Here is a 22,756-nt window from a genome sequence, read left to right as displayed (position 1 = left end):
GTTCGAGGTGCTGCTCTATGATACGCCGCCGCCGATCCTGGAGCGCCCCTCTGCGCCCAAGGCGGGGGGAGGGGCGCCGGCCGCGCCCTCGCGCATTCACACGCCGCCCAAGCCGCAGCCAGATCGCCCGCGCGAACTGCCGTCGCCGTCGAAGCCGGCGCCCCAGCCCGCCCCAGTCGTGGACGTCGCGCCTTCCCCCTCGCCGGAACCCGGGTTGGGTCAGGGCGGCCAGGGGACCGGCGCGGGTTCCGGCGTCGGCGCGGGGTCCGGGCCGGGCAGCGGCTCGACGGGGCCGCGCCTGATCACGGGGCCGTCCATGGCCCAGGTCCGCGCCAACCACCCGCGCCAGGCCCGCAGCCGCTACGGCCGAGTCGAACTGTCTTGCCGCATCCGGTTAGACAGCCGGCTGGAAGCCTGTCGTGTGGTGGAGGAGACCCCTGTCGGCCTGGGCTTCGGGGCGGCGGGACTGGCTGTGGCCGACTATTTCCGTTTCCAGCCGCCGACCGAGAACGGGCGTCCCCTCGAGGGGCAGCAGGTGACGGTGGGCGTCGACTTCGGCATTCCGCCGCGTCGCTGATCCACCGCTTCGCAGGGTGGCGGCCTAAGCCCCTTGACCGGAACCCGGTTGCGGCGTTCAACCTTGATGCAGAGAGGCTGATCGCCGCCGTTCGAGGCGGGTCTGAGCGACGGTTTAGGCGGCGGACCGAAAAGTCTGGCCGGCAGGGTTGCGCCCAGCCGTTGACGCCCGGTGAATCATCTGTATAAGGGCGCCTTCCCGCGAAGGGCGCCACGCTCCTGGTTTGTTAACCGGAGCGTTTGTTGCGTCTGAATAACGCGTATCTGGAGAATTTCGTGGCCCGTATCGCTGGCGTCAATATCCCGACCAACAAGCGCGTTGAAATCGCGCTTCAGTACATCCACGGCATCGGCCCGGCCGCCGCCAAGGACATCACCGAAAAGGTCGGCATCGAAGCCGCCCGCCGGGTGAACCAGCTGACGGACGCCGAAGTCCTGTCGATCCGCGAGACCATCGACCGCGACTATACGGTCGAGGGCGACCTGCGCCGCGAAACCTCGATGAACATCAAGCGTCTGATGGACCTGGCCTGCTACCGCGGCCTGCGTCACCGCAAGGGCCTGCCGGTCCGCGGTCAGCGCACCCACACCAATGCTCGCACCCGCAAGGGTCCGGCCAAGCCGATCGCCGGCAAGAAGAAGTAAGAGAGAGCTGACCGATGGCCAAGGAACCGGGTCGCGTAAAGCGCCGCGAACGCAAGAACATCACCTCGGGCGTCGCCCACGTGAACGCCAGCTTCAACAACACCATGGTGACCATCACCGACGCGCAAGGGAATGCGATTTCCTGGTCGTCGGCCGGCCACATGGGCTTCAAGGGCTCGCGTAAGTCCACCCCGTACGCCGCCCAGATGGCGGCCGAGGACGCCGGCAAGAAGGCCCAGGAACACGGCCTGAAGACGCTGGAAGTCAACGTCTCGGGTCCGGGCTCCGGCCGTGAGTCGGCTCTGCGCGCCCTGCAGGCCGTGGGTCTGACGATCACCACCATTCGCGACGTCACCCCGATGCCGCACAACGGCTGCCGTCCGCCCAAGCGTCGTCGCGTCTAAGCGACACCGCCCAAAGCACCCCCATCTCCGTCGGCTCCACCATGGCCTCGTCGACAAGGCCGGAGCCGACGAAACCCGTTCGAGGGACAAAATGATCGAAAGAAACTGGCAAGAGCTGATCCGTCCCGAGAAGCCGCAGATCGAGATCGGTTCCGACGCCCAGCGTAAGGCGCGTCTGGTGGCTGAGCCTCTGGAGCGCGGCTTCGGTGTGACGCTCGGCAACGCCCTTCGTCGCGTTCTGCTGTCCTCGCTGCAAGGCGCGGCGGTGACCGCCATTCAGATCGACGGCGTGGTTCACGAATTCTCGTCGCTGGAAGGCGTGCGCGAGGACGTGGTCGACATCGTTCTGAACATCAAGCAACTGGCGCTGCGCATGCACGCCGAAGGCCCCAAGCGCATGACCCTGCGCGCCACGGGCCCCGGCGTGGTGACGGCCGGCCAGATCGACGTGCCGGCGGACATCGAGGTTCTGAACCCCGATCACGTCATCTGCACCCTGGACGACGGCGCCTCGATCCGCATGGAGCTGACCGTCCAGAACGGCAAGGGCTATGTGGCGGCCGAGTTCAACCGTCCGGAAGACGCGCCGATCGGCCTGATCGCCGTCGACGCCCTGTATTCGCCGGTCAAGAAGGTGGCCTATCGCGTCGAGCCGACCCGTCAGGGTCAGTCGCTGGACTACGACAAGCTGCTGCTGGAAGTCGAAACCAACGGCGCGGTCACGCCGGTTGACGCTGTTGCCTACGCCGCGCGCATCCTGCAAGACCAGCTGCAGATCTTCATCACCTTCGAAGAGCCCAAGAAGGCTGTCGAGCAGTCGGACGGCAAGCCCGACCTGCCCTTCAACCCGGCCCTGCTGAAGAAGGTGGACGAGCTGGAGCTGTCGGTCCGTTCGGCCAACTGCCTGAAGAACGACAACATCGTCTACATCGGCGACCTGATCCAGAAGACCGAGGGCGAAATGCTTCGCACCCCGAACTTCGGCCGCAAGTCGCTGAACGAGATCAAGGAAGTTCTCGCGACCATGGGGCTCAGCCTCGGCATGGACGTGCCGAACTGGCCGCCCGAAAACATCGAAGATCTGGCCAAGAAGTTCGACGACCAGATCTAAGTTCAACCCTCCGCCCGTCTCCTCTAGGGGAGAATGTCGGGGCGGTTAGAAGATTACGGACCTAGGTCTCCCCAGGAGATACCGGGTTCGGAGTAGGAGAGACCCTGATGCGCCACGGCGCCGCCCATCGTAAACTCGGTCGCACGACCAGCCACCGCACAGCCATGTTCGCCAACATGGCCGCCTCGCTGATCAAGCACGAGCAAATCACCACGACCCTGCCCAAGGCGAAGGAACTGCGTCCCTTCGTCGAGAAGCTGGTCACCCTGGCCAAGAAGGGCGACCTGCACGCGCGTCGTCAGGCCATCAGCCAGGTCCGCGACGTGCCGCAGGTCGGCAAGCTGTTCGAGACGATCGGCCCGCGCTACGCCGAACGCAACGGCGGCTATATTCGGATCATGAAGGCTGGCTTCCGCCACGGCGACAACGCCCCGATGGCCGTGATCGAGTTCGTCGATCGCGACGTCGAAGCCAAGGGCAAGGACTCCGGTCCGGTCCTGGCCTACGAAGGCGACGACGAGGCTTAAGCCTTTCGTCTCTGACGAGACTGAACACCGAAAGGGGGGCCGGAGCGATCCGGCCGCCCTTTTGCTTTGAGCGGCGATGGGGCAAGAGGCGGCCATGTCCGCCGCCATCGTCGATTTCCGCCCCGACCACGCCGCCGCCTGGGCCCGGCTGAACGAGGCCTGGCTGGCCGAGGGCGGTTTCGCCGTCGAGGCCAAGGACCGGCGCTCCATCGACGATCCCCATGGGGTCTTCATCGCCGGCGGAGGGCGGATCTTCATCGTCGAGCGGGACGGGGAGGCGGTCGGCTGCTGCGCCCTGATCCGCATTCCGGACGGGTTCGAGGTGTCGAAGATGACGGTGACGCCCGCCGCGCGCGGCTTAGGCTTGGCGCGGCGTCTGCTGGAGGCCTGCGAGGCGGCGGCCCGCGCGGCGGGCGCGACCCTGCTGTATCTGGAGACCAACAGCGCCCTGGAGCCGGCCATCGCCCTGTACGAGAGCTTCGGCTTCGTCCACCTGCCGCCCCGCCCGACCCCCTACGCCCGCGCCGACGTCTTCATGGAGAAGCGGCTCTAACGGCTGTCAGGGGGGCTTCAGCCCGCCTCCGCCTATTCCTTCGACAGATCCTGACGCTGGAACCAGGCGATAGAGGCTGCGACCGGCGCGACGCACCACAGGACCAGGCTGACCACCGCCTTCATGACCACGCCCTCGGGCAAGGGCATGGGGCCGGGAGCGAGGGCGGCTTTCAAAGTGTCATAGGCCAAGCCGGGCAGCAGCAATTGCGCGGCCCAGTCACTCGGCTCCCAGCCGAGAATGGGCAGCAGCGGTCCCCCGAGGATGGTCTGGGCGAAACCCAGGGCCCAGGGGGCGAACAGGGTCGCCAGCAGGGACCGGCTGACGACCGCCGCCAGTAGGGCGATGAGGCTGTATTGAACGATCCGGATGTAGGACAGAAGCCAGGTCAGAAGGAACTGAACCAGGTCGAAGTCGGACAGGTCGAAGCTCATCGGCCGTCCGGCCACCAGGGCCTGTGTGACGAAGAAGATGAAGGCGGCGATCAGCATGGCCAGCATGGCGATCATGGCCAAGACTTTCATCACCCCGATCTTGCCCAGGATCAGCCAGGGTCGGCCGTTGCGAGCGCTGATCAGTCGCCAGGTCTCCCAGCGGTAGTCGCCGGCGTAGACCGCCGCCGCCGCCAGCAACATGAAGACCAGCAACACGCCGTTGGCGCCGTTGCCGGCCGCAAAGCCGAAGGCCTCGGCCAGATTGACGGGCTGATTGCCCAAGGTCGCGGGCAGATTGGCCTTGGCAGCCAGTGCGTCGCCCTTGGCCTTGGTCATGATCTGGTAGGCCAGCCCGCCGAAGACGAACAGCAGCGGCGTCAGCAGGATGCTGAAGAAGAGCGTCGTCCGGTTCCGCGAGACGCGATAGGCCTCGGATTTCAGCGCATCAACCAGCATGATCGGTCCCCTTGTCGGGCGCGCCCTGTACGCCGGTCCAGCCGGTTTCGCTCATGAAGACGTCTTCCAGGTCGGCGCCGATCCAGCGGGCCTCTTCGATATCGACCCCGGCCTCGACCAAGGCGCGGATGGCCGCCGGCGTCTCGGCGCGGGTTAGAGCGGCGATCAGGGCGTCGCCGTCCAGCGTCGCCTTGTCGCCCAGCACCCCCATGGCCTTGGCGAGCGGGGTGGCCGAAAGGCGCAGACGTTCGCCTGAGGCCGTCAGGTCCGAAACCCGGCCTTCGGTGATCACCTTGCCCTTGTTGAAGATGGCGACGCGATCGCAGACGCGCTGGACCTCCTGAAGCTGGTGGCTGGCCAGGATGACGGTGACGCCGTCGTCGTCGGCCAGGCTGCGGATCAGGGCGCGCATCTCCTGGATGCCGGGCGGGTCCATGCCGCTGGTCGGTTCGTCCAGAATGACGAGGTCCGGCTTGGTCATCAGGGCGGCGGCGACGCCCAGGCGTTGCAGCATGCCGACCGAGAAGCCGCGCACCCGCCGGTCCGCCGCCTCGGCCAAGTCCACTCGCTTCAGCCAGGCCTCGATATCCGAAGACGCGACGCCGCCGTGGGCGTAGCCCAGCCAGACCAGGACCTGACGCGCGGTCATGAAGGGAGGGAAGCGCGGCGTCTCGATCATCGAGCCCATCCGCCGCGTCGCCGCCGGATCGCCGATCCGGCCGCCCATGACCGTCGCCTCGCCCGCAGTCGGGCGGATCAGGCCGAGCAGGGTGCGAAACAGCGTCGACTTGCCGGCGCCGTTGGGGCCGAGGATGCCGTAGACGCCGCCCCGCGGGATCGACAGGGTCAGGCCGTCCAAGGCCTTCACCGTCCCATAGGTCTTGGTCAGGCCGCGGATCTCGATGACGGTTTGCATAGGATGAGCTTGGCGCGAGAACGGCGTTCCCACAAGGCGTCGTGCGGCTGTCGTCCATTAAGATTAGGCAATGGTTCGGCGGGCGCCGGCGCACGGCTAGGACCAAAGGTCCAAGGGCGGCGGCTTGCATTCTGAGCGGCCTGGGCCGATCTGGGGCGCGTGATGTCATCCCCTGCCATAGTGATCGTGGGCGCCGGCGTGCTGGGCCTGAGCACCGCCTTCAGCCTGACCCGGCGGGGGCATGCGGTGACGGTTATCGACCCGGGTGGTGCGAATGCGTCGAGCGTGGCGGCCGGCATGGTGGCGCCGGCGATGGAATCTGTCCTGGACGACGTTACGCCCGAGACGGCGGCCCTGTTCCGCGCCGGACGCGACCTGTGGCCCGACTTCGCCAAGGCGGCTGGCGTCGCCTTGGCGCGCCGACCGGCTGAATGGCGCGGCGGGGACGTCGCCGGCCTGGCGGCGCGATTCGAAGCCCTGGGTTTTGAGGCGCGTCGGACCGGCGACCGGCTGATCACGGAGGAGGATTATCAGATCGACCCCGGCCAGGCCTTGGGCGCCCTGGCCCAGGCGGTGGCGCAGGCTGAAGGCGGCGCTGTGGTGCAGGACCGCGTCTCGGCCCTGGTTCAGACGGCCGACGGCTGGTCGATCGAACTGGGCCGACGCAGCCTGTCCGCCGCCGCGGTCGTGCTGGCGACGGGGGTCGAGGCGGCGATAGAGGGGGCCCCGGAGGCGACGCGGCGGCTGGTCGACGGCGTTCAGCCCATTCGCGGCCAGATCGGCGTGACCGGCGAGACTCTGGCGGATCATGTGGTGCGCGGTCCCGGCGCCTATGTGGCGCCGATGGCCGGCGGAACGGTGATCGGCGCGACGATGGAGCCGGGGCGTCGCGACGCCGCGCCGGACTGGACCGTGGGCGAAAGGCTGAGCCAGGCCGCCTGGCGCGTTCTGGGTCGGACGCCTGCGCCGCTGCACATCGACTGGCGTGTCGGGGTGCGAGGCGCGTCGGCAGACGGCCTGCCCATGGCGGGGCCCGCGCCGGACGGCAGGGCCCTGTTCCTGGCCCTGGCCCCCCGCCGCAACGGATGGCTGCTGGGGCCGATGGTCGGGACCGTGGTCGCCGATGCGATCAAGGGGCGAACGCCGCAAGCCTACGCCCACGCCCTCGATCCTCGGCGATTTCAGGCCGAAACCTAGTCCTCCATTGCGAAGCGGACGGTGAAGTTCACCGTCGCCCCATCCACCGGACGGCCGTCGACCGTGCGAGGGTTCATCCGGAAGGCGCGCGTCAGGCTGAGAGCCGCCCGACCGAAGCCTTGGCCGTTCGGAGTCTCGCCGGCGACGCGGCAGGCGGTCAGGCCGCCGTCGATGCGAACCAGGCAGGACAGGGTGGCCGCGCCCGAAACGCCGTCTTCGGCGGCCCGGCTGGGATAGGCCCGCGCCATCTGGGCGGACGAGGGGCGGCTGGCCCAGCTGGGGTTGTTGATGACGGAGACGGCGCGGACGGGGGTTTCGACCGTCGCGGTTCCGCCCTCGACCCCGCTGGGCGCCGTGCTGATGACAGGCAGGCCCGGTGAAGCCGTGACCGCCGACGGCTCGGGCGGAGTCAAGGCCACAGTCTCGACATCGGCCGGCGCAGGGTTGCGGGGCGGGTGGAGGGGCGTCGGCGGCGCTGCGACCTTCTGGACCGGTTCTGGCTCAGGCTTGCGCTCCGGCGGCGCCAGGCTGACGGTCACATGCGGCAGTTCGTCGATCACCGGCTCCGGCTTCAATTCGAACCGCTGGGTGTAGAGCGCCACGCCTATTCCGACATGGACCAGGATCGAAACCCCGATGGCGGCCGGCATCCAGCGCGGCATCGGTTTCTTGCGTTCCCCATAGTCGATGGGGTTGACGGCGCCGGGGCCTCCGGCGGCGCGGATCATCATATCGACACTCCCTCGTTCACCGCCCCCGCAGCGCCCGTAACCGAAAGTGAGCGCCCAGGTTGTGGCGGGATTGCGGCGGTGTTTCAGCGGTCGACGAAGGTCGAAAGCTTGACCTTACGGTTAAAGCCGGTCTTAACGATTAAGGGTTGGTTAACCATGTTCGACGAGGCTCCGCCTGTTATGGGCATCCGAGCGATTCCATCTTCGGGCGGCGTTGAGGCGGCGATTCAGCGCGCGTCCCAGGCGGTGGGCGTCGATTACGACTTCCTGGTCAAGACCGCCCGACGCGAGAGCGCGCTCAATCCTTCGGCCAAGGCGCCGACCTCATCGGCGGCGGGTCTCTTCCAATTCATCGAACAGACCTGGTTGGCCACCGTCAAACAGCACGGCGCCCAGCATGGGTACGGCCAGTACGCGGATCTGATCCACCGCGGCGCCGACGGGCGCTGGCGGGTCGAGGGTTCGGCCCGCAATGTGGTTCTGGACCTGCGGTTCGATCCGCATGCGGCCTCGACCATGGCGGCGGAGCTGACGGCGTCGAACGCCGCCTATCTGCGGGGCCGCACCGGCAAGGAGCCGGGCGCGGGCGACCTCTATGCGGCCCATTTTCTGGGACCGGCGGGTGCGGCCAGTCTGATGACGGCCATGGACCGCAACCCGGGCGGCAGCGCGGCGGCCCTGTTTCCCGAAGCGGCCCGCGCCAACCGCAGCATCTTCTACAAGGATGGGCGGCCGGCCACCGTGGCCGAAGTCTACGCCAATCTGCAACGCACGGCCGGGACCGGGGCGCCGGCGGCGGGCGTCGGCGATGAGCGGCCCGTGGCGCCGGAACTCAGCGACCGGGACCAGATGCTGGCGGCCCGCCTGGATCGCTTGAAGCAGGATCAGGGGCTCTTGGCCCTGTTGCTGGGGCAGGACGGATCGGCCGGCGGCGGCTTCGGCGGCGCCTTCTCGCCGGACGACGCCCAGGGCGCCTAAACAGGTTTTGCGCGGGCGGAAATTCTGCCGAAACGCCCCGATGGTAAACTGGGCGTTAAGCATGGCAGGATGATCGTATCGGGGACGCCCGATTCCCGAACGAGCCATCCATGACCGCCTATCGCGCCCGACTGACCGAGACGGATATCCAGCGCCTGATCAAGGCGACGGAGGACGACGACCGGGCGGAGGCGGCCTATAAGCTGTGCCGCAGCATGGATCGCGCCGATCTGGACGAACGGGACCGCGAAGCCGCCCAGAAGATTCTGCGCCTCCTGGCCAACGATGCAGCCGAACTGGTCCGGCGGGCCATGGCTGTGACCTTGAAGGCGTCGGATCTGCTTCCGATCGACGTGGCGCGTCGGCTCGCGGCCGATATCGACAGCATCGCCCTGCCGGTGATCAGCGCTTCTCCGGTCTTCAGCGACGAGGATCTTATTGAAATCGTCCGCGCCGGTTCGCCTGTGCGCCAGGTCGCGGTCGCCGGCCGGCCGCGCGTGTCGCGCGACGTCGCGGGCGTGCTGGCGGATGTCGGTTGCGAACAGGCCGTGAGAATGCTGGCGGCCAATGACAACGCCGATCTGTCGGAACAGGCCTTGGGCGTGATCGTGGACCGGTTCGCCGCCTCGCCCGAGGTGGTTACCGCTGTCGCCTATCGCCAGGTTCTGCCGCTGCATGTGACCGAGCGGCTGATCGCCCTGGCCAGCGAGACGGTGCGAGAGCATCTGGTCGCCCGGCATGCGGTGGCGCCCGAGACGGCGATCCGTCTGGCCCAGTATGCGCGCGAACGGGCGACCGTCGATCTGGTCGATCAGGCGGCTTCCAGTGCGGACATCGGCGCCTTCATGGCCCAGTTGAACCTTCGCAAGTCGCTCAACGCCTCCCTTCTGCTGCGCGCCCTGGCGCGCGGCCAGATGACGATGTTCGAACATGGTCTGGCGGAACTGGCCAACACGCCGCATCAGCGCGCCTGGCTGATGATCCATGACGCAGGTCCCCTGGGCTTGAAGGCGATCTATGACCGGGCCGGTCTGCCGCCGCGCCTGTTTCAGGCGTTCCGCGCCGGGGTGGACACCTGGCGGGCCCTGTCCTCCGAGGGGGCGGACACCTCCAGCGACCTGTTCCGCCAGCGCATGCTGGAGCGTTTCCTGACGCAGCGACCGAACGTGCTGCGTGAGGATCTGGCCTATCTCATGGAAAGGTTGGACCAGCCCCAGAGCCGCGGGTCGGCGGCGGCCGCCAGCGCCGCCTGACCGACGGCGCCCGGCTCAGGCCCCACTCGGTTCAGGCCGCGCGGTATTCGGCGACCTTGGCTTCCAGGGTCTCGGCCAGGGTGCGGCCGACAGGATGTTCGTCTGTCTTGATCTGGTCGCGCACCACGGCGCGGATGGCGTCGATATGGGCGTCCAGAAGCGTCATCGGCGCCTGCATCCGCTTGCCGGCGTCGTCCAGCAGCTTGCACAACGATCCGGCGATGCGCGTGACCAGCGGATATTCATAGGTCGTGCCCAAACCCTTCAGGTCGTGGGCGCGGAAATAGAGGTTTTCGGCCGTCTCGGGCGTATAGCCCTCTTCGCGAATCCGGGCCTGGGCGGCGTCCAGCTTGACGATCTCGTCCTTCAGCCACTGATCGAACTGAGCCGCCATGGCCTTCAGGGCTTCTTCGGCCCGCGCAACGGCGTCGGCGTTGATGCCGAAACCGCCGCCGACCTTCATGCGAAGGGCGTTGGGCGGACGAATGACGTGCGAAGGATCGCTCATGACGGGCTCCCGGAAGTTTGCGCGCACCCTAAGCGGCCGCTCTTAAGAAGCCGTGTAGGGGGCGCCCGTCAGTTGGTGAACTGTTCCGTCATCACCCGTTCGTCGAAGGATCGACCGGCGTCGAACAGCATGGTCAGGGCGACGTCGCGCCGCTCGCGCACCTCGACGCTGGCGACGCGCCGAACCTCGAAATTGTCGGCCGTGGCCGAAACGGGCCTCTTGTCCGGTTCCAGCACGTCGAAGCGCACCCGAGCCTCGTGGGACAAAAGAGCGCCGCGCCAGCGCCGGGGCCGGAAGGCGCTGATCGGCGTCAGCGCCAGGATGCGCGCGTCCAGCGGAATGATCGGCCCGTGGGCGGATAGATTGTAGGCGGTCGATCCGGCCGGCGTCGCCACCAGACAGCCGTCGCAGGACAGCTCCTCCAACCGAACCTTGCCGTCCACCGTGATTTTCAGCTTGGCGCTCTGTCGCGTCTGACGCAGCAGGGACACCTCATTGATGGCCAGGCCCGTATGCACCTCGCCCGCTTCGGTCCAGGCGTCCATCTGCAACGGATGGATGACCGTGCGTTCGGCGGCGACGATTCGGGCGATCAGATCGTCCTCGTCATAGTCGTTCATCAGAAAGCCGACCGAGCCCCGGTTCATGCCGTAGACGGGCGTCCGGCGGCGCAGATTGCCGTGCAGGGTCTCCAGCATCTGGCCGTCGCCGCCCAGGGCGACGATGACGTCCGCCTGTTCTTGCGGCACGGCGCCGTAGCGGGCGATCAGAGCCTGACGCGCGGCCTGGGCCTCTGGACGGTCGCTGGCGGCGAAGGCCAGGGCGGGAGCGGGCGGGATCTGGGTCACGGCCGAACGAGAGCCCCAGCTTGACCGCGAAGTCAAACGATCGCGGTGCGCTCCATGATCTGGCGAAAGGCGCGGGCGGCCGAACGGCTGTTCATCGGCGTCGCGCTCCATGCGCCCCCGCCGGGCCGTCCGTCGGTCAGTTTGCGGACTTCCGACAGCACATTGGCGAAGACCGCTCGATCCAGTCCGACTGCGGTGCAGGCCAGATAAAGCGGCTCCGCAGTAGACGAGTGGATGGCGGAGCGCACCTGAGCCGGCGTGAATCCTCCCAGTTGCACCAGGGCCTGTTCGAACAGGCTCAGACGCTGTTCGCGCAAGGCTCGGATCAATATGCCGGGCCGAAGTTGCCCGGCCGCCTGAAGCTTGTCGACCAGACGTTTTTCCATCTCTTGCCGCTCGCGATCGGCGTTGCGGCCGGCGGGTTGCAACGGCCGCCAAGTGGGGGAATGCACCGCCTTGGCCGCCGCCTCCCGCACCGCCGCGTTCAGGCGGGCGTCGTCGATCTTGAACCGCTCGCCGATGGACTGCCGCAGGGCCTGTCCGACCCATTGGTACAGATCATGGGCGAGATCTGCGTTCAGGCGGGGGTGACGGGTCAGGGGCGCGCGAAGACCGGCGATACGGCGGGAATGTTCGATCAGACGACGCATGGCCGCATCGCTGATGTCGGCGGTCCGGTTCGACGCCAGGGCCGTCATGGTCACGGGATCGGCCTGATCCACGATCGCCTCTACGACCCCATGAGACAGGTGCGGCCGCCGCGCCACGGCGATCTGATGCTCCAGCGTGGTCTCCAGCAGGATCCGGATCAGGTCCGCGTCCTGCAACAGGGGGCTGGCGGCGATGACCGGCGCCGCGATCTCGATCTCGTCCAGCGCCAGCATGTTGATCAGAGCCGGCGGGGCCCAATCCGCTGCGGCGAGGCGTTCGGACAGCAGGCGGCGAATATCCCGCTCGGCCTGGGCGGCCAGGGTCAGGAAGATTTCCGCCAAGGCGGGCGCCAGGGCGGTGTTCGGCGGCGCGGCTTCGCACAGGGCGACCACGCCCAGCAACAGTCGCCGACGGTCGTCCGGCGCCTTGCTGCGCGCCAGGTCGATCAAATCCAAAGCGGGTTCGCGCGCGGGCGACGGCGATCTGAGCTGGGCGACAGCGGACAAGGCGGCGGCTCCGACGCGGGAAGGTACCGCTTGCAACTGTGACGCCTGGTCATGAAGACGCGGTTAATGAAATCTGAAGTGCGGCGGTTAATGCGCGTGTCGTTCGGGCTCGACTTGACGGACGCAGGCTGCGGAGGGACGGTTGGGCAAGGCCCGTCAGAGGCCCGCCCTAGGATAGGAGACCCCAATGGCCGACGACGCCGTCCTCAGTCTGAAATCTCGCGTCTCCGAGGCGGAATGGCGCACCCGGGTGGAGTTGGCCGCCCTCTATCGGCTGGTCGCCCTCCACGGTTGGGACGACATGATCTTCACCCACATTTCGGCGCGCGTTCCGGGGGCGGAGCATCATTTCCTGATCAATCCCTACGGCTACTATTTCGACGAGATCACCGCCTCATCCCTGGTGAAGGTCGATCTGGACGGCAACATCGTTCAGGAGACCGCCGACTTCATCAATCCGGCGGGCTTCACCATCCATTCCGCAGTCCATGCGGCGCGGGAAGACGCAAAGTTCGTGATCCATCTCCATACGGTGAACGGGGTCGGGGTGGCGGCCCAGCAAGGCGGTTTGTTGCCGATCAGCCAAAACGCCTGTTTACTACAGCATCAGGTTGCGTATCATGGATACGAGGGGTTGGCCCTGAACCATGACGAGCGCGAACGTCTGGTCGCCGATCTGGGGGACAAGCCGCTGATGCTGTTGAGAAATCACGGCACGCTTGCGGTCGGGGAAACGGCGGCTCAGGCATGGATCGGCATCTTCTTCCTGGAAAGAGCCTGCGCCCAGCAGGTCGCCGCCCTGTCAGCGGGGCCGGATCAGGTCTTGATCGCGCCCGATCAGGCCCAGGCGGAGACCAAGGCGCAGGGCCGGGGGATCGGCTTCGTCGCCGCCCTGGCCTGGCCCGGGGCGCTGCGGCAGCTGGATCGCAAGTCGCCCGGCTACGACGCCTGACCGCAGCGGCGGCGGGTCTGGCGCTCGCCTGGCCTGCCTTGGCGCAGGCGGGAGCCTGGAACCCGCCGAAGGGCCAGGGGCAGGCGATCATCAAGTATGAAAACCAGCGGGGCGATACGGGCTTCGATCCTTCAGGTGAGGAGGTTCCCCTGCCGGCCCAGCGCCGTGATGCGGCCCTGGGCCTGTTCGCCGAATATGGAGTAGGCGACGCCCTGGCGATTCGGTTGAAGGCGGATTGGCAGGACGGAGAAGACGCCTTCGTCGATTATCAGGGGCGCGGCCCGGTGGAAATCGGCGCTTCTTGGCAGGTTTGGCGAGACGACGGCGGCGCCGTCTCCGTCTACGGCGGCTACGCCTGGGCGGGGGAGGGGCGCAATGCGGGCTATGCGGCGCCGGGAGTCGGCGAACATGATTGGGAGGCGCGGGTGTCGGCGGCGTGGTCCCTGGGCGAAATGGGCGGGCGATGGGGGATGGACCAGTCCTTCGTCGAACTTCAGGTCGCGCGTCGTCTCCGCGACGATCTGCCCAATGAGACCCGGATCGACGCCACCATCGGGGCGCGGTTCGACGCACGATGGCTGATCCTGGGGCAAGCCTTCGCAGGCGCGGCGGACGGCGGCGCGCGCTGGCTGTCGCTCGAAGGTTCCCTCGTCAGGGATATTGGCGACTGGAGCCTTCAGGCGGGCTGGCGCCAGACTGTCACGGGGCGCGAGGCGGCCGTGGTTCATGGACCGGTTGTGGCGATCTGGCGCAGGTTTTGACGAAAACCGCGCGACGGAATTCGCCGTAAGTCACGTTACGGATAGGTAAGGTTGCGCGCCCGAGAGAAGACGCTAAGCGTGCACGTCCTCTGAATTGAAAGTCTGTTGCGTGATCAAACGCCACTTCTTCCTCGTCGCCGCAGCGATCCTGCTGGGGCTGATGGTTCTCGCCGCCGTGCTGAAGCTGGCCTTCGCTGAAGACGAGGGGGCGGGCGGCCCCGGCGGCGGCGGTCGTCGCGGCGGCCAGCAGGTGTCCGAGGCGGTCGTCGCGCAGAAGCCCTTCTCCGACCAGATCCGCGTCCTGGGCGTGGCGCGCGGCCAGAGGTCGGTGAACATCACCTCCTCCACGACCGAACTGATCACGCGGGTCCTGTTCACGGATGGCCAGAGAGTCTCGGCCGGGGCGCCCCTGGTCGAACTTCAGGCCCGCGAAGAGGATGCAGCCATCATCGAGGCGCGCGCCAATGTCGCCCAGGCGCAACGCGAATACGACCGCTATAAGGCCCTGGCGGACCGCGGGGTCGCCCCTCAGGTCTTGCTGGAACAGGCCGAAACCGCCCTGGAGACGGCGCAGGCGTCCCTGCAGGCGGCTCAGGCCCGACGCGGCGACCGGGTGATCCGCGCCCCCTTCGCCGGGACCCTGGGCCTGACCACGGTGACGCCCGGCACCCTGGTCAATCCGGGCGCCGTGATTGCGACCCTGGACGATGTCTCGACCATTCGCGTCGATTTTCCTCTGCCCGAACGGTACCTGAACCTGCTGCGGCCGGGGACGCCGATCACCGCGACCGCTGACGCCTATGGCGACGCGCCGTTCCAGGGCCGGATCGCCCTGATCGACACCCGCGTCAATGAGACGACCCGCGCGGCCACTGCCCGGGCCGAATTCCCCAATCCCGGCGGCCGCATTCGCCCAGGCATGCTGCTGAGGGTCTCGGTCCAACAGGGACAGCGGCAGTCCGCCGCAGTTCCCGAGGCCGCCGTTCAATATGAGGGCTCGGGCGCCTTCGTCTATCGGATCGCCCCCGGCGCCGAAGGTTCGACCGCCCAGAGGGTCGAGGTCGAGACTGGGGCCGTCGAGAACGGTTTTGTTGAAATCCTGTCCGGCCTGGAGGTCGGCGATCGGATCATCGGTTCGGGTCTGAACCGCATTCAGCCGGGCGCCGCCGTCAGCGTCGCCGGCGCGCGTCGTCAGGCCGCCGCCAAATGATGCTCTCTGATGTCTCGGTGCGGCGGCCCGTATTCGCGGCCGTCGCAGCCATCGTCCTGTGCGTGATCGGCCTTGCGGCCTTCTTCTTCCTGCCGGTTCGCGAACTGCCGGACGTGGATCCCCCGATCGTCTCGATCAACACCAGCTACGCCGGGGCTTCGGCCGAGGTGATCGAGAGCCGGATCACCGAGCCGATCGAACAGCAGATCGCCGGGATCCAGGGTGTCGAACGGATCAACTCGACCAGTCGGGACGGCCGGTCGAACGTCAACATCGAGTTCTCCCTGGACCGCAATATCGACGATGCGGCCAATGACGTGCGCGACCGCGTCAGCCGGGTGGTCGGCGCCCTGCCGGATCAGGCGGATCCGCCGGAGGTGGCCAAGGCCGATTCCGACAGCCAGCCCATCATCATCGTCTTCCTGCGCTCGACCACGATGAACCGGTTGCAGCTGACCGACTACGCCGATCGCTATCTGGTGGATCGGATGGCGACCGTGCCCGGCGTGGCCCAGGTCAACATCTATGGCGAGCAGCGCTATTCGATGCGGATATGGCTGGACCCCGCCGCCCTGGCCGCGCGCGGTCTCACTGTCACCGACGTCGAGACCGCCCTGACCAGCCAGAACGTCGAACTGCCCGCCGGGTCGCTGGAGTCGACCGCCAAGAACTACACCGTGCGCGTGGCCCGCAACTACGCTCTGCCGGAAGACTTCCGCCAGCTGCCGATCGGAACGCGCGGCTCGGCCTCCACCTCGGCCTCGGTCGCCACGGGAACCGGCAGCGGCTCGTCGGCCATCATTCAGGGCCAGCCGACCTATGTCACCCGCCTGGGCGACGTCGCGCGTGTGGAAGAGGCGCCGGAAGAGGACCGGCGCCTTTTCCGCGGCAACAGCATGGATCAGATCGGCCTGGCCGTGACCCGTCAGGCCCAGTCGAACGACCTGGCCATTTCCGACGGCGTGCGCAAGATGATCGACGAGATCCGGCCCAGCCTGCCGCCCGGCGTAACGCTGGAGATCGGTTCGGACAATTCGGTCTTCACCTCTCACGCCATCGACGAGGTCTGGATCACCATCGGCATCTCCATGGCCCTGGTGGCCCTGGTCAACTTCATCTTCCTGGGCAGTCTGCGGGCCGCCCTGATCCCATCCATCGTGGCCCCCATCTGTCTGCTGGCGACCTTCATCGTCCTGGCGCCCCTGGGGTTCTCGCTGAACCTTCTGACCCTGCTGGCCCTGGTGCTGGCGATCGGCCTGGTCGTGGACGACGCCATTGTGGTGGTCGAGAACATCCAGCGGCGGCTGGATCATGGGGAGCCGCCTCTGGTCGCGGCCGAACGCGGCGCGCGCCAAGTCTTCTTCGCCGTTGTGGCGACGACGGTGGTGCTGCTGTCCGTCTTCGCCCCCCTGCTGTTCCTGCCCGGCTATGTCGGGCGGCTGTTCGTCGAACTGGCGGCGGCGATTGCGGCCGCCGTGGCCTTCTCGGCCTTCCTGGCCTTGAGCCTGTCGCCGATGCTGGCCTCCAAGATCCTCAAGCCGGCCGAAGGCGGCGGCTGGCTGGCGCGCCGGGTCGACTGGGGCATGGACCGGCTGAAAACCTCCTACGGCCGTTCACTGGAGATGCTGCTGGGGCGGCGCGCGGCGGTGATCGGCGTCGGCGTCCTGATCGCCCTGGTCGCGGCCGGGGCGGCCGGCATTTTTCTGGCCCTGCCCAACGAACTGGTGCCGGATGAAGACCGGGGCCGCGTCTCGGTCCGCGTCGCCGGGCCGGAAGGCGCGGGCTTCGACTACACGCGAAAGATCATGATGGGTCTGGAGCCCCTGCTGGCCGACTACAAGGCCAGCGGCGAGGCCGATTCCTATCTGATCTCGGCGCCGGGGTTCGGCGGGGGCAGTTTCAACTCCGGCAATGGGGTGCTGGTCCTGTCGGACTGGTCCAAGCGCGAGCGGTCGGCGGCCGAGATCGCCCAGGAGCTGAACCGCAAGCTGCGCGGCCAGACGGACGCCCAGGTCAACGCCTCGACGCCGGGCGCCTTCCAGCGCGGCGGGGGCAATTCCAACTCCATCGAATTGATCGCCACCGGCACCGACTATCAGCAGATCTACAACTGGCTTCAGCCCCTGTTGGCCGCGGCCCAGAACAATCCGGGCTTCTCGCGGCCGCGCCTGAACTATGAGCCCAACTCGCCGCGCCTGCTGGTGGACGTCGATCCGCAGAAGGCGGCGGCCCTGGGCGTATCCTCGCAATCGATCGGCCGCACCCTGGAGACCATGTTCGGCTCACGCCGGGCCACCACCTATATCAAGGGCGGCCAGGAGTATGACGTCATCCTGCAAACGGAACGTCAGAACCGGCGTGAAGTCTCTGACCTGGAAGCGCTTTATGTGCCGACCGGTTCTGGGCAGCTGGTGCCGCTGGCGGCGGTGGTGACGACCCAGACCTCGGGCGACACGCCTGATCGTCGCCGGCTGGATCGCCAGCGGGCCATCACCCTCCAGGCCGATCTGAACCCCGGCACGACGATCGACGATGCGGTTCAGTTCCTGCGCGCCGAAGCCGCCAAACAGCCCCAGGGCGGGGTGGTGGTCCAGTGGGGCGGGGCCGCGCGCGATCAGCAGGAGGCGGGCGGCGCCGTCCTGGCCGCCTTCGGCCTGGCGCTTCTGCTGGTCTTCCTGGTTCTGGCGGCCCAGTTCGAAAGCTGGATCACCCCGGCGGTCATCATGCTGACCGTGCCCCTGGCGGCGGCGGGCGGTCTGTTCGGCCTGTTGATGGCCGGGTCCAGTCTGAACATCTACAGCCAGATCGGCCTGATCATCCTGATCGGGGTGGCGGCCAAGAACGGCATTCTGATCGTGGAATTCGCCAATCAGCTGCGCGATCAGGGCCGGTCGATCCGGGAGGCGATCATCGAATCCTCCTCCCTGCGCCTGCGCCCCATCATCATGACCTCCATCGCCACCGCCTTCGGCGCCCTGCCCTTGGTGCTGTGGCAGGGGGCGGGAGCCGGCAGCCGTCAGACGATCGGCGTCGTCATCTTCACCGGCGCCATCTTCGCCACCGTCCTGACCCTGTTCGTCGTGCCGGTGATCTACGGCCTACTGGCTCGCTTCACCAAATCGCCCGAATGGACCGCTCGCAAGATCGAGGAGTGGGAGGCCCAGGAACTGCGTGAGGGCGGACCCAAGCCGATCGCCGAAGGCTGACGCCTCAGGAGGCGGGGGACGTCGAGGCCGCAGGGCGGTAGCCCGTCTCCACCTTCAGGAAGGCGATCACGTCGCGCCGGTCCTTGGCGTCGGGCAGGCCGGCGAAGGTCATCTTGTTGCCGGGCAGGAAGCCGCGCGGATTCTGCAGCCAGCGGTCCAGCGCCTGGGCGTCCCAGACGAAATCGGCCGTCCGCAGGGTGTTGGAATAGTTGTAGCGCGGCCGCTCCCCCGCCTTGCGCCCGAACACGCCGTACAGATTCGGCCCCGCCATGTCCGGCCCGTCCCGGCCGATGGTGTGGCAGGCGCGGCAACGCGCGAAGACGCGACGTCCATTGTCCAGGTCTCCCGTATTGTAAGGGGCGGGAAGGGCGGCGAGCAGATCGGCCTTCTCCGTCTCCGTCAGGGCGGGCGGGGCCTTGGATTGAGGCGCACCGCCCTGATCTCCGTTCGGACCGCAGGCCGTGAGCGTCAAAACAAGGGGGACGGCGGCGAGGGTGAGGTGACGCATCGCAGGCTCCGATTTTGCAGCAGGTTAGGCCGCCGGATAGGGCAAATGTCCAGCGCGGCAATTGGTCAAGGTGTCCCGCTGGACGGACGGGGGGCGCACCTGATAATCACTGTCAAAGAAGATGCGCGACCCCTGGTGCGGTCGCCCGCCCGTGTGAGCCTAGATTTGACCGATACGATAAAGCTGAGCCAAGCCCGACGCGGCGACCGCGGCGTCATTGTCCAGGTGGGCGGCCATTGTCACCATAAGGAGCATGAGGTCGAGTTGGAGCGCCGCCTGCTCGAACTGGGCTTCGTCGAGGGCGCCGAGGTCGAGCTGCTGCACGAAGGCCTGTTCGGGCGCGACCCGATCGCGCTGAAGGTGGACGACATGCGCGTGGCCCTACGTCGGCGTGAGGCCGCCAGCCTGATCATCCGTCGGGTCGCCGCCTGATGGACATGGCCCTGAAGACCGCCCGTGTCGCCCTGGTCGGCAATCCGAACAGCGGCAAGACCGCCTTGTTCAACGCCCTCACCGGCGCGCACCAGAAGGTCGCCAACTACGCCGGCGTCACGGTTGAGCGGAAGGAGGGGCTGATCCGAGCCGCCTCCGGCCGGACGATGTCGGTGCTGGACCTGCCGGGCACCTACTCGCTGCGGGCCCGCAGCCCCGATGAGGAAGTGACCCGCGACGCCGTCCTTGGCCGTCTTGCCGGAGAGACCCCGCCGGATGTGGTGGTCTGCGTCGCCGACGCCACCAATCTGCGTCTGGTTCTGCGCCTGATCCTGGAGTTGAGGGCCGTCGGCCGGCCCATGGTCCTGGCGCTGAACATGTACGACATCGCCCAGCGCCAGGGGCTGCGCATCGACCTGGAGACCCTGTCCGCCGAACTGGGCGTGCCGATCATCACCACGGTGGCCACCCGCAAGCGCGGGATCGAGGACCTGATCGCGGCTGTCGAGGCGAAGGTCGAGGCGGCGGCGGTCGAGGGCGAAAACCGGTGGAGCAGCCCGGATTCCGCCGCCCTGCGCCATGCGGCCCGCGAAGCCGAGCGGATCATGAAGGCTTGCGTGCGCCCGCCCGAGCGGCCCGACACCCTGACCGGGAAGATCGACTCGGTTCTGCTGCATCCGGTCGCGGGGATGGCGATCCTGTTCGTCCTCCTCTTTGTGATGTTCCAGGCCGTCTTCAGCTGGGCGGCGCCCCTGATGGACGGCATCGAGGGCGGAATCGGCTGGATCGGCGGCCTGGTCGCGGCCCTCATCCCTGACCAGGGCGCGGGCGGACTGATCCAGAGCCTGATCGTCGATGGGATCATATCCGGCGTCGGCAGCGTGCTGGTCTTCCTGCCGCAGATCCTGATCCTGTTCCTGTTCATCATCGCCTTGGAAGACTTCGGCTATATGGCCCGCGCCGCCTTTCTGATGGACAAGATCATGGGCGGCGCCGGCCTGCACGGGCGGGCCTTCATCCCCCTCTTGAGTAGTTTCGCCTGCGCCATACCCGGCATCATGGCCGCGCGGGTGATCGACTCGCGCCGCGACCGGCTGACCACCATACTGGTCGCGCCCCTGATGACCTGCTCGGCCCGGATTCCCGTCTATACGCTGATCATCGCGGCCTTCATTCCCAGCCGGACCGTCTGGGGCGTCGTCAATCTGCAGGGACTGGTGATGTTCGGCCTCTACGCCGCAGGGATCGTCAGCGCCCTGATCGTGTCGCTTCTGATCCGCAAGGTGTTCTGGCGCGGCGCGGTCGAGCCCTTCATGATGGAGCTGCCCACCTATCGGTTGCCGGACCCCAAGAGCGTCGCCTTCAACCTTTGGCTACGCGCAAAGATCTTCATCAATCGCGCAGGCCGGATCATCTTGCCGCTGGTCATTCTGCTGTGGGTTCTGGCGACCTTCCCCTATCCGCCCGAGAACGCGACCCTGCCGGCCATCGACTATTCGTTCGCCGGCATGATCGGCCGGGCGCTGGAGCCGATCTTCGCCCCCATCGGCTTCAACTGGCAGATGGTCATCGCCCTGATCCCCGGCATGGCGGCGCGTGAAGTGGCGGTCGCGGCGCTCGGCACCACCTACGCCATCGCCGATGCGGAGAATGCGACCGGCCTTCTGGCCTCGACCCTGTCGGCCCAGTGGTCCCTGGCGACGGCCCTGTCCTTCCTGGCCTGGTACATCTTCGCGCCCCAGTGCGTCGCCACCCTGGGTGTGGTCAAGCGCGAAACCAACTCGACCAAATGGACCTGGATCATGATCGGCTACATGTTCGGACTGGCCTATCTGGCCTCCTTCGTGACCTATCATGTGGCGGTGGCCCTCGGAGGCGGCTAAGCGGGGGTGGTTCTTCACCGTCCGGACCCAGAGATGAGCCCTGTCCTCGCCGCCGTCGTCCTGGGCCTTCTAGGTCTGATCATCGGCAGTTTCCTGGCGGCCGTGAGTGTCCGCCTGCCGCGTGACGAGGACATCGTACTCGCCCGGTCGCGGTGCATGGGGTGCGACCAGATTCTGAGGCCGTGGGAACTCGTCCCCCTGTTCAGTTGGGTCGTGTTGCGCGCCCGCTGCGCCCGGTGCGCCGCGCCCATTTCTCCACGGTATCCTTTGATCGAGCTGGCGGCGGCCGCAATCGGCGTCTGGACGGGTCTCTGGGCCGGCCTCAACGGCGGATCGATCCTGATGACGGCGGCGACCGCGATCCTGGGATGGCAGCTGCTGCTGATCGCGATCGTCGACGGCGAGAACTTCTGGCTTCCCGACATCCTGACCTGGCCGCTGGCGGCGACGGGACTGATCGCGGCGGCGCTGTCGGGATGGGACCAGGCGATCGCCCATCTGATCGGCGCGATCGTCGGGTTCGGGGGGCTGTGGCTGGTCGCCTGGCTGTACAAGCGGGTCCGGGGACGAGACGGGCTGGGGGGCGGCGATCCCTTCCTCTTTGCGGGCGCCGGGGCCTGGGTCGGATGGATCGGCCTGCCCAGCGTTCTTCTCTGGGCCTCGGCGGCGGGCCTCAGCCTGGTGTTCGGCCTGCTGGTGGTGCGCCGCTCGGTCAGCGCGACGGACAAACTGCCCTTCGGCGTCTTTCTGGCCGTCGGAATCTGGCTGACCTGGCTTTACGGGCCGCTGGGGCTTTAGCGGCCGGTGGTCAGTTTGACGATGATGATGGCCGCCGTGTCCAGAATGGCCTCGGGCGTGTCGGCGCGGCGCAGCAGGTCGAAGCTGGCGGCGGTGGATTCGGCGATGGAGGCGATCTGGTAGGAGGCCAGTCGGGGATTGTAATCCTTGGGATGGAGGCCCGCCGCATGGGCCTGGGCCACCCGCCGTTCGATCGCCAGATGCAGGCGGCGCAGGCGGCGCACGCGGCTTTCGACAAAGGCCGCCTCGCCGTTGTCGGCCAACATATGCTCGACCCTCAAAACCTGTCCGTGATCGCGCCAGACCGCCATCACGTCCAGAATGAAGGCGCGGCCGATGGCGAAGGCCCTGTCGCCGGGCCAGTCCGTCTGGAAATGCGCGGCCAAACCCTGGAAATCGGCCGCCGCCGCTTCACACAGGGCCAGAACCGGTTCCTCGACCGACTTGAAATAGGTGTAGAAATTCGAAGGCGAGACGCCGGCGGCCGAAGCCACGTCCGCCACGCGAATCTCGCCGTAGTGCCGCGCGTTGAGCAGCGTCCGCGTGGCGTCCAACAGGGCCTGACGGGTCCGGCCGCCCCGCGCGCCGATCTTGTGCCCCAGCTTGTTGGTCGTGTCGCCCATATCCCCAATGGTCGAAAAGAGGTGCTATGCGGCGGCGGCCCCGAGGGCGGCGCCGACCGTGACGACACGGCCCGCATAATCGATACGGC

At 67.6% G+C, this 22,756-nt stretch carries 24 protein-coding genes; 16 read left to right on the top strand and 8 right to left on the bottom strand.

What is annotated here, in order from left to right; translation table 11 throughout:
- The 6 genes from AC07XS_RS05690 to AC07XS_RS05665 all read left to right on the top strand — a co-directional run.
- On the top strand, positions 1 to 577 hold a 577-nt coding region (locus AC07XS_RS05690; protein WP_182713839.1), incomplete at its 5' end, for an energy transducer TonB.
- Positions 578 to 852: 275 nt separating this feature from the next.
- Positions 853 to 1,221, top strand: coding sequence for a 30S ribosomal protein S13 (gene rpsM, locus AC07XS_RS05685; protein WP_054766909.1), 369 nt, complete (start codon positions 853 to 855; stop codon positions 1,219 to 1,221).
- Between the two features lie 14 nt (positions 1,222 to 1,235).
- Complete coding sequence (rpsK, locus tag AC07XS_RS05680) at positions 1,236 to 1,625, top strand: 30S ribosomal protein S11 (protein WP_054765476.1); 390 nt, start codon at positions 1,236 to 1,238, stop codon at positions 1,623 to 1,625.
- A gap of 91 nt (positions 1,626 to 1,716) precedes the next feature.
- Positions 1,717 to 2,736 carry a DNA-directed RNA polymerase subunit alpha gene (locus AC07XS_RS05675; protein WP_054765477.1) on the top strand — a complete coding sequence of 340 codons (1,020 nt, stop codon included), beginning with the start codon at positions 1,717 to 1,719 and terminating at the stop codon, positions 2,734 to 2,736.
- Positions 2,737 to 2,843: 107 nt separating this feature from the next.
- Positions 2,844 to 3,263, top strand: a complete 420-nt coding sequence (rplQ, locus tag AC07XS_RS05670; protein ID WP_054765478.1) for a 50S ribosomal protein L17 — start codon at positions 2,844 to 2,846, stop codon at positions 3,261 to 3,263.
- Between the two features lie 94 nt (positions 3,264 to 3,357).
- Entirely contained in the window at positions 3,358 to 3,816 is a 459-nt protein-coding gene (locus AC07XS_RS05665; protein ID WP_182713838.1) for a GNAT family N-acetyltransferase, read from the top strand.
- Positions 3,817 to 3,848: 32 nt separating this feature from the next.
- On the opposite strand, the gene AC07XS_RS05660 is transcribed toward AC07XS_RS05665, so the two are convergent.
- Together AC07XS_RS05660 and AC07XS_RS05655 are read right to left on the bottom strand one after the other, a co-directional pair.
- The gene (locus AC07XS_RS05660; RefSeq protein WP_182713837.1) at positions 3,849 to 4,706 is read right to left on the bottom strand and encodes a DUF2705 family protein; all 858 of its coding nucleotides are present in this window, start codon (positions 4,704 to 4,706) and stop codon (positions 3,849 to 3,851) included.
- Complete coding sequence (locus tag AC07XS_RS05655; RefSeq protein WP_182713836.1) at positions 4,696 to 5,622, bottom strand: ABC transporter ATP-binding protein; 927 nt, start codon at positions 5,620 to 5,622, stop codon at positions 4,696 to 4,698. Before AC07XS_RS05655 ends, AC07XS_RS05660 begins: the two co-directional genes overlap by 11 nt.
- A 162-nt stretch (positions 5,623 to 5,784) precedes the next feature.
- Between AC07XS_RS05655 and AC07XS_RS05650 the strand changes: the two genes are divergently transcribed.
- Complete coding sequence (locus AC07XS_RS05650; protein ID WP_321207982.1) at positions 5,785 to 6,819, top strand: FAD-binding oxidoreductase; 1,035 nt, start codon at positions 5,785 to 5,787, stop codon at positions 6,817 to 6,819.
- On the opposite strand, the gene AC07XS_RS05645 is transcribed toward AC07XS_RS05650, so the two are convergent.
- Positions 6,816 to 7,550, bottom strand: a complete 735-nt coding sequence (locus AC07XS_RS05645) for a TonB family protein (protein ID WP_054765483.1) — start codon at positions 7,548 to 7,550, stop codon at positions 6,816 to 6,818. The two genes, AC07XS_RS05650 and AC07XS_RS05645, sit on opposite strands and share 4 nt — an antisense overlap.
- Positions 7,551 to 7,730: 180 nt before the next feature.
- On the opposite strand from AC07XS_RS05645, the gene AC07XS_RS05640 reads away from it, so the two are divergent.
- Together AC07XS_RS05640 and spbR are read left to right on the top strand one after the other, a co-directional pair.
- The gene (locus AC07XS_RS05640; RefSeq protein WP_054766910.1) at positions 7,731 to 8,528 is read left to right on the top strand and encodes a transglycosylase SLT domain-containing protein; all 798 of its coding nucleotides are present in this window, start codon (positions 7,731 to 7,733) and stop codon (positions 8,526 to 8,528) included.
- Positions 8,529 to 8,638: 110 nt separating this feature from the next.
- The gene (gene spbR, locus AC07XS_RS05635; protein ID WP_152949970.1) at positions 8,639 to 9,781 is read left to right on the top strand and encodes a SpbR family protein; all 1,143 of its coding nucleotides are present in this window, start codon (positions 8,639 to 8,641) and stop codon (positions 9,779 to 9,781) included.
- A gap of 31 nt (positions 9,782 to 9,812) precedes the next feature.
- Here the strand turns inward: spbR and AC07XS_RS05630 are convergent, their stop codons facing one another.
- From AC07XS_RS05630 to AC07XS_RS05620, 3 genes are all read right to left on the bottom strand, one after another.
- On the bottom strand, positions 9,813 to 10,289 hold the full coding sequence (locus AC07XS_RS05630) for an Hpt domain-containing protein (protein WP_182713835.1): 477 nt from the start codon (positions 10,287 to 10,289) through the stop codon (positions 9,813 to 9,815).
- 68 nt (positions 10,290 to 10,357) lie between these two features.
- The gene (locus AC07XS_RS05625) at positions 10,358 to 11,137 is read right to left on the bottom strand and encodes an NAD kinase (protein ID WP_054765486.1); all 780 of its coding nucleotides are present in this window, start codon (positions 11,135 to 11,137) and stop codon (positions 10,358 to 10,360) included.
- 32 nt (positions 11,138 to 11,169) lie between these two features.
- Positions 11,170 to 12,294 (bottom strand): DUF2336 domain-containing protein, encoded by a 1,125-nt coding sequence (locus tag AC07XS_RS05620; RefSeq protein WP_224764282.1) that lies wholly within the window; start codon positions 12,292 to 12,294, stop codon positions 11,170 to 11,172.
- A 187-nt stretch (positions 12,295 to 12,481) separates the two neighbouring features.
- Here AC07XS_RS05620 and AC07XS_RS05615 point away from each other — a divergent pair, with 187 nt between their 5' ends.
- From AC07XS_RS05615 to AC07XS_RS05600, 4 genes are all read left to right on the top strand, one after another.
- Positions 12,482 to 13,246 carry a class II aldolase/adducin family protein gene (locus tag AC07XS_RS05615; protein WP_152949974.1) on the top strand — a complete coding sequence of 255 codons (765 nt, stop codon included), beginning with the start codon at positions 12,482 to 12,484 and terminating at the stop codon, positions 13,244 to 13,246.
- 38 nt (positions 13,247 to 13,284) lie between these two features.
- A complete protein-coding gene (locus AC07XS_RS05610) occupies positions 13,285 to 14,007 on the top strand; it encodes a hypothetical protein (protein WP_321207980.1) in 723 nt (240 codons plus the stop codon).
- Positions 14,008 to 14,116: 109 nt separating this feature from the next.
- Positions 14,117 to 15,217 (top strand): efflux RND transporter periplasmic adaptor subunit, encoded by a 1,101-nt coding sequence (locus AC07XS_RS05605; RefSeq protein WP_054766912.1) that lies wholly within the window; start codon positions 14,117 to 14,119, stop codon positions 15,215 to 15,217.
- Positions 15,217 to 18,423, top strand: coding sequence for an efflux RND transporter permease subunit (locus AC07XS_RS05600; RefSeq protein WP_221233607.1), 3,207 nt, complete (start codon positions 15,217 to 15,219; stop codon positions 18,421 to 18,423). Before AC07XS_RS05605 ends, AC07XS_RS05600 begins: the two co-directional genes overlap by 1 nt.
- 4 nt (positions 18,424 to 18,427) lie before the next feature.
- Here the strand turns inward: AC07XS_RS05600 and AC07XS_RS05595 are convergent, their stop codons facing one another.
- Positions 18,428 to 18,931 (bottom strand): c-type cytochrome, encoded by a 504-nt coding sequence (locus AC07XS_RS05595; protein ID WP_182713833.1) that lies wholly within the window; start codon positions 18,929 to 18,931, stop codon positions 18,428 to 18,430.
- Between the two features lie 165 nt (positions 18,932 to 19,096).
- Between AC07XS_RS05595 and AC07XS_RS05590 the strand changes: the two genes are divergently transcribed.
- Genes AC07XS_RS05590 through AC07XS_RS05580 form a run of 3 tightly spaced genes read left to right on the top strand, consistent with a single transcriptional unit; the run spans position 19,097 to position 22,044 of the window.
- Entirely contained in the window at positions 19,097 to 19,363 is a 267-nt protein-coding gene (locus AC07XS_RS05590) for a FeoA family protein (protein WP_054766914.1), read from the top strand.
- Positions 19,363 to 21,246: a ferrous iron transporter B gene (gene feoB, locus AC07XS_RS05585; protein WP_182713832.1), complete on the top strand. Its 1,884-nt coding sequence runs from the start codon at positions 19,363 to 19,365 to the stop codon at positions 21,244 to 21,246. Before AC07XS_RS05590 ends, feoB begins: the two co-directional genes overlap by 1 nt.
- A gap of 33 nt (positions 21,247 to 21,279) precedes the next feature.
- Complete coding sequence (locus tag AC07XS_RS05580; protein ID WP_182713831.1) at positions 21,280 to 22,044, top strand: prepilin peptidase; 765 nt, start codon at positions 21,280 to 21,282, stop codon at positions 22,042 to 22,044.
- Here AC07XS_RS05580 and AC07XS_RS05575 read toward each other — a convergent pair.
- On the bottom strand, positions 22,041 to 22,667 hold the full coding sequence (locus tag AC07XS_RS05575) for a TetR/AcrR family transcriptional regulator (protein ID WP_054765492.1): 627 nt from the start codon (positions 22,665 to 22,667) through the stop codon (positions 22,041 to 22,043). The two genes, AC07XS_RS05580 and AC07XS_RS05575, sit on opposite strands and share 4 nt — an antisense overlap.
- Positions 22,668 to 22,756 lie beyond the last annotated feature (89 nt).

Source organism: Brevundimonas sp. GW456-12-10-14-LB3 (genome assembly GCF_059424365.1).
Note: the sequence above shows the minus strand (reverse complement) of the source record. Positions and strands in the feature narration are given on the sequence as shown.